The organism is Aminiphilus sp. (assembly GCF_029975095.1).
GTDB lineage: Bacteria > Synergistota > Synergistia > Synergistales > Aminiphilaceae > Aminiphilus.
The window spans coordinates 1-12155 of sequence record NZ_JARKPW010000090.1 but is presented as its reverse complement, the minus strand read 5'-3'; the positions used below and the strand labels follow the sequence as shown (position 1 = coordinate 12155).

Here is a 12155-nt window from a genome sequence, read left to right as displayed (position 1 = left end):
AATGACCGGAGGAAGGGCACGGAAGCGCCCTCCCACGGTGACGACGAAGATATTCTCGATGACGATGCTCATGCCCATGGAGGCGATGAGAAGGTAGAGGGTGACGTTGGTCCGCTCACGGATCGGTTTGTAGGCAAGTCTTTCCGTGAGAATGGCGCTGGCTCCCGCGGCGAGAAGGGACAGTCCGCCCGCGAGCCAGATGTTCATCCCCAGGGTCTTCAGGGCGAAGTAGCAGGAATAGCCCCCGATGACGAGAAAACTTCCGTGGGCGAAGTTGGAGAAGAGAAGGATCGAGTACACCAGGGAGTAGCCTACGGCGATGAGGGCGTACACCGATCCCAGCGACAGGCCGTTGATGATCTGCTGCAGAAGAGTACCCAACAGTGACTCACCTCGTTTCGTGTGCATGAGAAAACACGAAAATGGGAAGGGCTCCCCGCAGGGAGAGCGAGGAGCCCTTCACGCGGATGGGAATCCGGGGCGTACTGGAAAAAGTACACCCCGGATTCCTCTAGGGTTTGACCTTTTTGAAGAACTGACCTTTGCCGTCCTTGGCGATGAGAACGACACCGTCTTTGTCCTGAGGATTGTGGTCGGCGGGATTGATGGTGAGCGTGGCGTGGTGGAGCTGCAGGTCCTTGGTCGCCTCAAGGGCGTCGCGGATCTTGACGGGATCGGCTTCGCCGGCCCGTTCGATGGCGTCCTTGAGCCAGTAGATCGCGTCATAGGCCATGACGCCGTTGGCGAATTCCTTGCACTCGTCGTTGTACTTGGCCTTGTAGTCCGCGAAGAACTTGGCCATGTTGGGGTCCTCCGGAGCCACGTGCGTGATCCAGTAGGAATTCTCCATGGCGTCTCCGGCGATTTCCCACATGAACTCGCCGTAGCCGTCGCCGCCGATGAAGACGATCTCGTTCATGCCGAGTTCCCGGGCCTGTTTGATGATGAGGGCCATTTCCTTGCCCATGTTGGGGAGGACGAGCACGTCGGCGTTCTTGTTCTTGATCTCCGTGAGCTGCGCACGGTAGTCCACATCCTGAGCGCCGCGGAAGCCGAGATCCGCCACGATCTCGCCGCCGTATTCCTTGTAGCTTTCCACGAAGAACTCCCGGAGGCCCTGGGAATAATCGCTGGCCACGTCGTAAAGGATGGCCGCTTTCATCTTGCCGAGGTCCTTCGCCGTGAAGTTGGCGATGAGTTTGCCCTGATAAGGATCGGTGAAGCAGATGCGGAAATTGTAGGGTTTCACCTTTCCGTCCTCGCCGACGGTGACGAGGGGGTTTGTGGGCAACGTGCCGATCTGGGGAACCTGCTTGCTGTTCACGAGGGGCGCCGTGGCGATGTTGCCGCCGCTGCCGTTGGGTCCGATGATGGCGACGACCTTGTCCTCATCAATGAGTCGCCGTGCGGCATTCACGGCATCTTCGGGACGTGCTTTCCAGTCGTAGACGATGAGTTCGATCTTTTTGCCGAGGACTCCTCCGGCGCCGTTGATCTCATCGAGGGCGAGCTTTGCGGCCATTTCTTCGGTCTTGCCGTAGGCAGCCCAGTCACCGGTGAGCGCGGCGATGTGTCCGACCTTGATCGTATCCTCCGCAAAGGCTGCTCCACAGATCGTTCCCGCCAAAGCCAGAAGAAGCACCGTCAACGCCAGTTTCCGCAAGGAAACCACCTCCAGATAGGATTGAATGTCCATTCGGACCAATTGGAATTGTAGCAGAAAAGACTGGATCGTGTCTCTGTCGCAAATGTCATAATCCTGTGCACATTTCAACGCTTGTAACCGATGATGTTCCGGAGCAGGTGCCTGCGGTCCGTCACGTCCTCTTCGGTCTCCACACCCGTGGAGGCGAATCCGTCCACCACTCCCGCGACGCCCCGGCCCTGGTCCGTCTCACAGACAATGACCTGAAGGGGGTTTGCCGTCGCTGCGTCGATGCGGCAAACTTCCTGAACGTCCTTGATGCGGTCAAGCACGTTGATGGGATATCCGTTCCGGAGCAGGATGACGAAGGTGTGTCCCGTGCGAAGTTTCATGGCGTTGGCAACGGCGGCTGTAACAAGGTCCGGGGCGTTGCCGTCTCTGCGGACGAGACAGGGACCGGAGGCCTCGCAGAAGGCGATGCCGAATTCGAGCCGGGGGCCCGCAGTGACGAGGGCCTCGTAGAGATCCTCCACGGTCTTGATGAAATGACTCTGGCCGAGGATGAGATTACATCCTTCGGGAATATCCATCTGTTCCACCGACCACCCTTTGATCGTTACGGCACTCATTTGTTCCACCTCCCGGTGATATTCGGACGAAAGCAAACTTTCGAACAGCTCGCTATGGCTGCACTGGCAACGTAAAAGCGCTCACTGCGCTTCGCCGGAGAGAAAATCCTCGCGTATGCGTTTGCGGAGTTCTGCGTCGAGCAATACCCGGAGTGTTCCGAAGGCAAGGGCTTTCGCGCCCAGGAGGATGCCAGAGTGTGCGGCGGGAGAGGCGCAGAGAGCGGCGAATTCCCGCGTGTGCAGTGCCATGGGCTCCTCCGTGAGGGCGAGTACCGGCTGAAGAGCGGGGCAGCGGAAGCTCACGTTTCCCACGTCCGAGGATCCTCTCGGTTCCGGAGCGGAATGTACGGGGATGTTCAGGTTCCGGAAGACGTCCTCCATCATGGATTCCGCGGTAGGGTCGGGTTTCAGGTTGTCGAAGCTCGCCTCATAGTTGCGCCATGTCACGGAGGTTCCCGTGGCGAGGGCGGCGCCCCTGGCACAGTTGTATATTTTTTCCATAAGTTCGTTCAGATAGGTGCGCCAGGGGGCACGGAAATAAAAACGGGCGGAGGCGCTTTCGGGGACGATGTTCGGTGCGGCGCCGCCCTCCCGGACGATACCGTGCATGCGCACCTCCGGTCGGACGTGTTGGCGGAGCATGTCCACTGCGTGGAAGAGGAGCTGCACGCCGTTCAGCGCGTTGTGTCCTTCCCAGGGCATGGCCGCAGCGTGGGCGGCCTTTCCCTTGAAGGTGAACTCGATGGCGTCCATGGCGAGACATCGGTAGCGTACAAAGCTTTTTCCAGCACCGGAATGGATCATCATGGCCAGGTCCGTGTCGTCGAAAATGCCCTGGGCCGCCATGGAGACCTTGGCGCCGTTGGTTTCCTCCGCGGGAGTTCCCACGATCCACAGGGTCCCGTTCAGCTGGTTCATCACCGGAGCAAGTCCAGCGGCGGCGAGAAGTGTCATTGCGCCATGAACGTTGTGTCCGCAGGCGTGCCCGATTTCCGGCAGCGCGTCGTATTCGGCGAGGAGTGCCACTTTGGGGCGTTTTTCGTTTCCCATGACCGCCGAATAGGCTGTGGGAAGCCCCGCAAAGGGGTATTCCACGGTGAAGCCGCATTCCCTCAGAAAATCCGCGTGGAGACGGCTCGCGGCGAATTCCTGTTCCGAGACTTCAGGATTGGCCGCGAGATGGTCGCTCAGGCCGTAGGCCTTTTCCGCAGAGGCTTCCAGAGCCCGTTGTACTTCAGTTTCCAATGCAGCGAGTCGGTGCATGCGTTCATCCCCTTTTCGAGGTAGGTCTCTTCCGAGTGTTTGGAAGGTCGGCGGTGGTCTCTCAGCGGCGGAGGAGGAACGTCCCGAGCGGCTCCTCCGTGATCGTTCCCTCCCGTACGGCTACGCGTCCTCCGAGAAGAACGGCGCGGATCCCCTCGGGAGGCGCAAGCTGGTCGGAAAATGTCGCCTTGTCGGTGAAGCGTTCCGGCTCGAAGAGCACCAGATCAGCGGTGCTTCCGGGGCGGAGCGTGCCGCGATCGAGCCAGGTCATTTCGGCGGGGATGCTCGTGGCGTGGGCGAGTGCGTCGGGCCAGGAAAGCCCCTCCTCACGGAGCATGCGAAGTCCCCGGGGAAACGTTCCCGCGGCTCGGGGATGTCCTTCACCGTTCCGCAAGACTGCGTCGGAGGCGATGGCGCAGCGGGGATGCCTGAGACAGGTGCGCACCTCGGGTTCGTTCAGCACATGGGCGATGATGAGTGCGGTGGGCGTTTCGGACCGCATTTCCTCGAACATGGTTTTGGTGAGGCGTTGCCCTTTGAATTTTCCTGATCCGGCCTCAAGAGCCCCCACGTCTTTGTTCCAGCGCTCTTCGAACCCGGGGTCGAAGACGGCGGATCCTACGGAAGTGCAGAATGCCGCATAGGGGTAGCAGTCGAAGGTCACGTCCGTTCCAGTCGCGTATGCCTGGTCCACCATGTCCAGGGCGGTTTGAAGCTGGCCGAAGGCGGTCATGCTGCCGAAATGAGAGATCTGCACGCGCACGTGGTGTCGCGCCGCGATGTCGATGGCTTCCCGGATCGCCTCGAGGCAGCGGGGGCCGTCGAAACGGATGTGGACGGAGATCCACCGGTGGGGAAATTTCGCGACAATGTCGGCGAGGGCGGCGATTTCCGCAGGGTCGGTATTGGGAACATATTCGAGTCCCAGGGAGAGTCCGAAGGAGCCTTCGGAAAGCTCCCGCTCCAGAAGAACCTGCATCTTCGTCGTCTCGTCCGGTGTGGCGGGGCGATAGATGTCGTTCACACCGACAGATTCTCGGAGAATGCCATGTCCCGTGAGATAACCCAGATTGAGCCAGGGAGTCTGTCGCTTCGGTCGAATCGTTCCGAGCAGAGGTCCCGAACCGCAGTTGCCCGCGAGGGCGGTGGTCACGCCTTGTCGGAGCAGCGCACGTTCCACCGAATGGGGGTCGTCGAGTTCTTCATCGTGCATGTGCGTGTCCACGAAGCCGGGGCAAACAATGCACCCCGTCGCATCCAGAACTTCCGTCGATCCCCCTTCGTCCTTGCCCACGTGCACGATCCGTCCGTCGGAGATCGTCACCGACGCCTCGACGAGCGTTTTTTTCTCGGGATCGGCCACCAGGCCTCCTCGTATGCGCAGGTCATTCATGTGCAGGCACTCCTTTCTCCCCGTTCCCGTACGGGAGGGGCATCCATGAAAAGGGCAGGGTTTCCCCTGCCATGGTGAACCACATGAGCGATTTGTGCAAGAGCGGGCTTGTCCAGCTCCGAGAGGAGCGTGTTCTTTCTCCCGGAGTCGGACAAGAAGCGGGGCTACAGGAGGTTGAACGCCACCGCCGCCCAGACGAAGACCATCTGCACGACGAAGAGAAGGAGGAAGAAGGGGACGAAATACTTCCACCACTTTTCGATGGGGACCTTGGAGATGCTGCAGATGACGGGAAGCAGCGTGGTGGGCCAGAGGATGTTGGAGAAGCCGTCTCCGAACTGGAAGGCCAGCACCGCCGTGTTCCGGGAAATTCCCAGAAGGTCCGAGAGAGGCGCCATGATGGGCATGGTCGTCGCGGCCTGCCCCGAGCCGGAGGGGATGAAGAAGTTGATCAGGGTCTGAACGACGAGCATGCCCTCCGCGCCGACCCAGCTGGGGAAGTTGGAGAGCGGTTGAGCAAGGCCGTTGACCACCGTGTCGATGATCTGTCCCTCCCGCATGACGATGAGGACACCCCGGGAAAGGCCGATGACGAGGGCGCCGAAGACGATGTCCCGACATCCTTCGAGGTAGCAGGAGGCGAGTTTGCTGGGGCTCATGCCGCTGAGGAGCCCCGAGACGAAGCCCATGATGAGGAAGAGTCCTGCGATCTCGTCGAAGTACCATCCCTTTTCGATGACACCCCAGACGAGAAGCACCACGGTACCCACTACAACGGCGAGGATCGCCTTGTCCTTGGGTCGGAAATGACTCTTCACGAGTTCGTCGTGATCAAGGGCGAGACTGCCCATGTCCAATCCGTAGACGAGGCTTTTTGTTGGATCCTGTTTGATCTTTTTCGCATATCGCATGGTCCAGAGTACTGCCATGGAGACCATGACGAGCCAGCAGGCGATACGGAACCCCATCCCCTGGAAGAGGGGGTCGATCTCGGCGATCTTCTGGGCGATCCCTACGGTGAAGGGATTCATGAACGCCGCCGCGAATCCCATGGCGACGCCGAAGCAGACCATGGACACGCCCACGATGGCGTCGTATCCCATGGCAATGGCGAGTCCCACGAAGAGAGGGATGAATCCGAACGTTTCCTCGTACATGCCGAAGATGGCGCCGCCGAGAGCGAAGGTGTACATGAAGACCGGTATAGCTAAGATTTCCTTGCCTTTCAGGAGACGTAGAAGCCAACCGATGAACGCGTGGAGCGCGCCGGTCTGAAGCACCACGAAGAAGGACGCATAGACGAGAAAGACGAAGAAAACGATCTCTCCGGCGTCGACCATGCCTTTCTGGATGGCGATGAAGGTGTTGAAGGGGCTGACCGGGGTTTGGTCCACGTGGTGGTATGTGCCGGGAACCACGAGTGTTCTGTTGGTGCGCTCGTCCTTGGCACGATCGAACTGCCCTGCCGGGAGGACGTAGGTTCCTATCACGGCGAGGACGATCAACCCGAAGAGCAACACGAAGGTATGCGGTACCTTGGATTTCCTTTCCGACATGTCCAGAGTCCCCTTTCTCGTTGCCGGGTAGAAGAGTGATGATGAAGAAGCGGATGACGAAAACAATTGCGAAAGGAAACGACGCGGTCACCGAAGAGGCTACCGAAAATTCCCACCCCCCATTTTCGTAGATGTTTCAAGTGTCCAGACATCCCACGAAATATACCATGTGCTCATGGCGCAGACAAGTTGATGAGCGTTGAAATATGAAAGTGTCACTCTGTTGAGGGAAATAGAGGGGGAGATTTCAGGAATCCCGGGGCGCGGCGCCTCGGGAGCGGAGGAACATGGCGGGAAGGAAACACGCTCCCGCCACCGCGAGCCCTGCGAAGAGAGGCTCACCGCCAAGTCCCGCGAGCGGCCAGAGGAGTGTTGTTGCAATGCCCCCCACGCTGGAGGCGAAGGCGATTCGGGCCGGAATCCTTTCGGGAAAGAGAACCGCGAAGACCAGGGGAAGAAAGGTCCCCGCTCCACGAAGGCCCATGCTGAGGTAGCTCCAGACGAGAATGAGCGAATCCTTTCCGAGGAGACCGAAGCCCGCCGCCGCCAGGACGACGAGAAAAACGGCCCAGCGGTTTGCATGGAGGACGGAGCGGGGAGATAATCTTTTCCCTGCGAGAGGAAGAAGCACATCCTGGACGAGGTTGGTGGCGATGCCCAGGGCCAGCCCCGCCGCGCATCCGATGACGGTAATGAGAATTCCCGACCAGAGAATCCCCGCGACGAGAGGGGAGAAGGTGATCCGGATGAAATGGGAAAGGGCCTGGGCCGGAGGGAGCATGATGCCCGCAGTCCGCATATGAAGTCCGACCCAGATGCCGAGGATGCCGAGTGGTGGCATGATGAGCGCCGAAAGCAGGGCCCCCCGTCTCGCAGTCGTGGCGTCGGAGGCGGCAAAGATGGACTGGATGTAGATCTGAGTGCTCAGGACTCCCACGAGAAGGGAGGTCGCGGCGCCCAGGTCCTTCGAGAAGCCTCTTCCGAAGAGATTGAAGAAGGGGTGGGACGGCAGGGTGTTCCAAAGAATCCCTGGTGTCGCCCCGTTCAACCAAGCCGCTCCGGCACAGATGCCGAGAATGAGATAGAGAAAGAGGATTTTGGCCTTTCCCAGCGCGCCGAAGCTTCGCAATCCTCCGGCGAAGATGAAACTCATCACCAGAAAGGCCGTTGCGAGCGTGGCAAACCCCGGGGACAGGGGAAAGGCATTCTGGAGAAGGGCGATTCCCGAGAGAAACTGTGCCACCACGGAAATGAACGTTCCGAGAACCGAGGCGATCATCGCGGTGGTGGCGGTGGGGCCGCCGTAGCGCAGGCGGAGAAATTGCGGGATCGTGGTGAGCTCCGTGTCCCGGAGGGGCGAGGCGAACCACAGGCCGAGAACCAGGCAGCCGAGACCGCCTCCGAGAGTGAACCACCATGCGGAGAGGCCGTACTGGTAAGCCATCTGAACGGTACCCACGGTGGAAGCACCTCCCACGAGGGCGCCGAGAAGGATGCCGACGACGCTTGCGGAAGAACTGCGACGTCCGCCGAGAGTGAAATCTCCCGCGGTTTTCGTTGCACCTCCGGAGAGCGTCCCTCCGAGAAAGAACAGAACGATGACGGCAAGAGCGGATACGGTGAAGAGCATGAGGCAGGACCTCCCCGGATTCAGCGAAGCTCGCGGGGATATGATACTCTACAACGAGAGAGTCGGTCGACAGGAGGTGTTCGTGTGTTTCGTCGAACCCGGGTGGTGCTGTTTCTTCTCGCGTTTCTCTATGTTTCCTTCATCTCCGGACCTGAAACGGGGCTTGCGGTGCCGAAGGGAGTCGATCCCGTCGGAGAAGGATGGATGTGGCAGATAGCGGTGATCCCGCCCTCCGAGGGGTGGAACTCGCCGCAAGGGGAGTCCGTGTGGATGGCCCTCTCCTTTGCGGCCGGGGAGGTCAACGAGAGCCACGGCGGAGTCAACGGCCACGATGTACGGTTTTTTCAGGTGACTCTTCCGGGGCGTGAGGATATTCCTCTGGATTTTCCCGGCTTGATTCGGGAATGGAAGACGCGCCGGGTGATCGCGGTGCTCAGTTTCGCCGACGACGAGACGAATCTTTCCCTGGTACCCCTCTTGCGGGTTGAGGGAATGCCTCTGCTGTTGGCCTGGGGAGAATGGCTCTCCCTCCGGGATGGTGACGGGCAACCCGAACCCTTCGTGTTCGCCCTGTCGCTCTTTCGTCGTTTCCGCATCGTGTCACTTGCGGAGGAACTCCGGCGTACCATGCCGGAGGGGGCGGGAATCGTTCTTGTCGCGGATCGACTGGATCCGGTGCTGGCTACATCGAGCACTCTTCTGGACCGTCTTCTCCAGGACCGGGGGTTTGTCCCTCTTCCCGTGTGGGTTGCGGGAGCTGGAGACAAGGATGTCCGGTTCCGTCTTCGCGAGGCGGAAAGCGCCGGGGGCGAGATCCTCGTGAGCCTTCTGGACGTGATGGGAACACTCGACCTCTGGCGCCAGATCAGGGAAACCGGAAGTCCACTTACGATCTGGTACGGAGGAAGCATGAGTCCCTTTCTCACGGATCGAAGAGGATTGGTGCTCAGCGATCAGGACGAGCCGCTCTTGAGGGATCCTTCGTTGCGCGGATTCAGGCTTCGCATCTGGGATGCCCTGCGAGTCCGCGTGGCCGATGCGGCACTTGCCGCCAGGGCCTACGCACTTGCCCGCTGGTTTCTCAGCGGATTGGGAGAGACGCCTCCCTCGGATATCGCCAGGCTTCCGGAACGGCTTGGAAACGCGACTGGTATTCCTTTCGGGGAGGAAATTCTTTCCATCGATCCCGCCACGCATCGTCCCCTGGAAAGGAAGGTCGCCGTTCTGGAAAGTGATGGAGCAGGGTGGTTTTTGCGACGGATCGTTTCCGTTCCGTCCGGTGCTTTTCCGGAGTAGTTTCCGGCGCAGGAAGAACCGATTCTCCCTGTTTCCCCGATATGTGAAAAGCGAGGCGCGAAAAACGGGGAGACGAAGTCCTTTCAATGTGTTACTATGTGAAGAGAAGCGCAAAATCATCCGCTTCAGTACACCTCAGGAGGGATTTCGCATGAACCTGAAAACTGTGACCGAACTGATCGGGGCCGATGTTCTCTGTGTCTCCGAGCGCCTGGAGGAGGTGGAGGTGGAGTACGCCTACGCGGCGGATCTCATGAGCGATGTTCTCGCTTTTGCCCGCCCCATGTCCCTCCTTCTCACGGGACTTACCAATGTGCAGATTATCCGCACCGCCCAGATGCTCGACATTCCCGCGGTGGTCTTTGTCCGTGGCAAGCGCCCTCAGGAAGAGGTTGTCACTCTCGCCAGGCAGGTGAAAATGCCGCTTCTGTTCGCGAAGAAAAGCATGTATGAGACCTGTGGACTGCTCTATAAGGCTGGTGTGCTTCCCTGCGAAATTCCAGAGCGGGGAGGGGACGTCTGTTGACAGATCCCTACGTGACGGAGTTTACGGTTGAGGGGGAAGATTTTCTCGCCGCGGGAGAGGCGTCGAACAGCATCAAGGAGACGCTGAAGATGCTCGGTGTCCCCTCGAGCATTTGCCGAAGGGCGGCGGTGATCACCTACGAGGCGGAGATGAATCTGGTCATCCACGCCCGGGGCGGAACACTGCGGGCGGAGATCACCCACGAGCGAATCGAGCTCACTGCGCGCGACGAGGGGCCCGGCATTGCGGATGTGAATCTGGCCATGCGGGAGGGGTATTCCACGGCGCCGGATCACGTGCGAGAGATGGGATTCGGTGCGGGCATGGGGTTGCCGAACATCAAACGCAACGCGGATGTGTTGCATATCGATTCTGTTCTCGGAAAAGGAACGGTCCTTCGTGCGGTGATCCACTTCGATGGAGAAGGTTCCGCAGGAGGCGCGAAAGGGAGGGACAGATCGTGATCTCCGGCGTCAGGATTCTGGATGCCGTCTGCAAGGGGTGCGTGAACTGCATCAAGTCCTGTCCCACCGAAGCGATTCGCGTGGTGGACGGGCTCGTGCACATCATCCCGGAACTGTGCATCGATTGCGGCGAATGCCTTCGTACGTGCCGGGAAAAAGCCCTGGGTCTCGACGAGGATGATTGGGGCATTCTTCGTGCCCACGGTTCCCCGCTCCTTTTGGCGGATCCCACGTTTTACGTGCAGTTCGGCAGTTACTGGCGGGCGTCCCTCGTGCGTGAGGCGCTGCGGGGAGTCTGGGACGTGGAGGACCTCGCGGAGGCGATGAGCGTCGCCTTCGATCTGGTGGCCTACGCGAATTGCCGCACCGTCGAGGAGACGCCGCCGGATCGGCTTCCGCTCATTTCCACCTATTGTCCGGCCATGATCCGGCTTATCCGGGCGCGCTTCCCCGAACTGTTGGGACGTCTCGTCCCCGCGGAATCACCTCTCGAAGTGGCGGGGCTTCTTCAGCGGCGGAAGGGAGACATGCGTCCCATCACGCTGGCCGCTCCCTGCCCCGCGAAAATCGCCATGGTCCGGGAGCCCGTGGGACGGGAGACAAGTTCCATCGCTCATGTGGTGTCCGTGCGCCGGGTTGTCCGTGATCTTCTCGCCGCCGGTTCCCGCGTGGAGCGAGATGTCCCCGCCCTAGGGAACAAGCGGTGGATTCTCTGGGGGCTCCGTGGAGGCGAGGCGCGGCACATGGCCCAGTTTTCCCGTCGCCGCCCTTTGAGGACACTTGCGGTATCGGGATTGCGCAACAGCCTTGACCTCTTGCGGGAGCTGGAATTGGGGCGTCTTCAAAACATCGACTTCGTGGAATGCCGTATCTGTGACCTGGGGTGTGTCGGAGGAATAGGCAACGCGGAATCCAGGTTTCTTGCCCATCTCCGTCTGAAGAATCTTCCCCAGAAGTGGCGTCTTTCTCCCGAGGAGAAAAAGACCGTGGAGGATCTTTACGAAAGCGGCATCTGGAGGCTTGAGAAGACCATTGAGCCTTTGGAGAGACTGCCTCTCGGAGAGGATCTCGCGGAATCCATGGCCAAGTTGAAACGGCTCAAGTCCATCTACGCGGAACTGCCCCATCTCGATTGCGGTGCCTGTGGGCGTCCCTCCTGTCACGCTCTGGCGGAGGATATCGTCCGGGGCGATGCGGAGATGACGGACTGTGTTTTCAAACTGCGGGATCGCATCGCCTCTCTGGCGGAGGAGATCACGAGTCTCTCGAAGAATGTGCCTCACACACTGCGGACGAGGAGCGACGAACGATGACCATCGGAGAGATTCTTTCTCATCTCGGTGCGGAAGTGGCGAATAGCGGGGACAAGGAACGGGAGGTGTCCAGGGGCATCGTGGGCGACCTCCTGAGCCATGTGATGGGTACGGCTCCGGAAAACGCTCTGTGGATAACAATCCACGGCCATCTGAACGTTGCTGCCGTGGCGGTTCTGCGGGACATTCCCTGTGTGATTCTCGCGGGAGGCAGAACGCCGAGCCCTGATTTTCTTGAACGCTGTCGCGCCGAGGGCATCGCCGTGGGGTTGGTGAAGGATGCTGCCTTCGATGTCTGCGGGAAACTCTGGGAGATCGGCCTGAGGGGTTGACGCCATGGAGAACGCCGGAACCGAAGGCTGTCGCGCCAGGTCGGGATCGGAAACGCATTCTCCGGAGAGCGGACATTCGGCGAGTTCCGGAGCGAGCATGTCCGCATT

The 12155-nt window shown here is 60.1% G+C and carries 11 protein-coding genes and 1 pseudogene; 5 read left to right on the top strand and 7 right to left on the bottom strand.

The window, feature by feature from the left end:
* From Q1K49_RS05390 to Q1K49_RS05360, 7 genes and pseudogenes are all read right to left on the bottom strand, one after another.
* Nucleotides 1-381: pseudogene (locus Q1K49_RS05390) on the bottom strand (branched-chain amino acid ABC transporter permease); the annotation flags it as partial.
* 130 nt (nucleotides 382-511) lie between these two features.
* Nucleotides 512-1663 carry an ABC transporter substrate-binding protein gene (locus tag Q1K49_RS05385; RefSeq protein WP_300523671.1) on the bottom strand — a complete coding sequence of 384 codons (1152 nt, stop codon included), beginning with the start codon at nucleotides 1661-1663 and terminating at the stop codon, nucleotides 512-514.
* A gap of 107 nt (nucleotides 1664-1770) precedes the next feature.
* Nucleotides 1771-2274 carry an adenosine-specific kinase gene (locus Q1K49_RS05380; protein ID WP_300523669.1) on the bottom strand — a complete coding sequence of 168 codons (504 nt, stop codon included), beginning with the start codon at nucleotides 2272-2274 and terminating at the stop codon, nucleotides 1771-1773.
* Nucleotides 2275-2355: 81 nt separating this feature from the next.
* A complete protein-coding gene (locus Q1K49_RS05375) occupies nucleotides 2356-3537 on the bottom strand; it encodes a M20 family metallopeptidase (protein WP_300523667.1) in 1182 nt (393 codons plus the stop codon).
* Between the two features lie 61 nt (nucleotides 3538-3598).
* A complete protein-coding gene (locus Q1K49_RS05370) occupies nucleotides 3599-4930 on the bottom strand; it encodes an amidohydrolase family protein (RefSeq protein WP_300523665.1) in 1332 nt (443 codons plus the stop codon).
* Between the two features lie 164 nt (nucleotides 4931-5094).
* Nucleotides 5095-6486: a TIGR00366 family protein gene (locus Q1K49_RS05365; protein ID WP_300523663.1), complete on the bottom strand. Its 1392-nt coding sequence runs from the start codon at nucleotides 6484-6486 to the stop codon at nucleotides 5095-5097.
* 247 nt (nucleotides 6487-6733) lie between these two features.
* Nucleotides 6734-8116, bottom strand: a complete 1383-nt coding sequence (locus tag Q1K49_RS05360; protein ID WP_300523660.1) for a sodium:solute symporter family protein — start codon at nucleotides 8114-8116, stop codon at nucleotides 6734-6736.
* 84 nt (nucleotides 8117-8200) lie between these two features.
* On the opposite strand from Q1K49_RS05360, the gene Q1K49_RS05355 reads away from it, so the two are divergent.
* The 5 genes from Q1K49_RS05355 (at nucleotide 8201) to Q1K49_RS05335 (ending at nucleotide 12047) form a co-directional block, all read left to right on the top strand.
* Nucleotides 8201-9412 (top strand): ABC transporter substrate-binding protein, encoded by a 1212-nt coding sequence (locus tag Q1K49_RS05355; protein WP_300523658.1) that lies wholly within the window; start codon nucleotides 8201-8203, stop codon nucleotides 9410-9412.
* A gap of 151 nt (nucleotides 9413-9563) precedes the next feature.
* Nucleotides 9564-9938, top strand: coding sequence for a DRTGG domain-containing protein (locus Q1K49_RS05350; protein ID WP_213694161.1), 375 nt, complete (start codon nucleotides 9564-9566; stop codon nucleotides 9936-9938).
* Nucleotides 9935-10402: an ATP-binding protein gene (locus Q1K49_RS05345; RefSeq protein ID WP_300523655.1), complete on the top strand. Its 468-nt coding sequence runs from the start codon at nucleotides 9935-9937 to the stop codon at nucleotides 10400-10402. Before Q1K49_RS05350 ends, Q1K49_RS05345 begins: the two co-directional genes overlap by 4 nt.
* Nucleotides 10399-11715 carry a [Fe-Fe] hydrogenase large subunit C-terminal domain-containing protein gene (locus tag Q1K49_RS05340; protein WP_300523652.1) on the top strand — a complete coding sequence of 439 codons (1317 nt, stop codon included), beginning with the start codon at nucleotides 10399-10401 and terminating at the stop codon, nucleotides 11713-11715. Before Q1K49_RS05345 ends, Q1K49_RS05340 begins: the two co-directional genes overlap by 4 nt.
* Nucleotides 11712-12047 carry a DRTGG domain-containing protein gene (locus Q1K49_RS05335; protein ID WP_300523650.1) on the top strand — a complete coding sequence of 112 codons (336 nt, stop codon included), beginning with the start codon at nucleotides 11712-11714 and terminating at the stop codon, nucleotides 12045-12047. The genes Q1K49_RS05340 and Q1K49_RS05335 overlap by 4 nt, the downstream gene beginning before the upstream one ends.
* The last annotated feature ends 108 nt before the right edge of the window (nucleotides 12048-12155 follow it).

Coding starts and splice junctions, on each gene's coding strand:
- Q1K49_RS05380 (WP_300523669.1), bottom strand. CDS start 2,274: ATGAGTGCCGTAACGATCAAAGGGTGGTCGGTGGAACAGATGGATATT.
- Q1K49_RS05375 (WP_300523667.1), bottom strand. CDS start 3,537: ATGCACCGACTCGCTGCATTGGAAACTGAAGTACAACGGGCTCTGGAA.
- Q1K49_RS05370 (WP_300523665.1), bottom strand. CDS start 4,930: ATGAATGACCTGCGCATACGAGGAGGCCTGGTGGCCGATCCCGAGAAA.
- Q1K49_RS05365 (WP_300523663.1), bottom strand. CDS start 6,486: ATGTCGGAAAGGAAATCCAAGGTACCGCATACCTTCGTGTTGCTCTTC.
- Q1K49_RS05360 (WP_300523660.1), bottom strand. CDS start 8,116: ATGCTCTTCACCGTATCCGCTCTTGCCGTCATCGTTCTGTTCTTTCTC.
- Q1K49_RS05350 (WP_213694161.1), top strand. CDS start 9,564: ATGAACCTGAAAACTGTGACCGAACTGATCGGGGCCGATGTTCTCTGT.
- Q1K49_RS05335 (WP_300523650.1), top strand. CDS start 11,712: ATGACCATCGGAGAGATTCTTTCTCATCTCGGTGCGGAAGTGGCGAAT.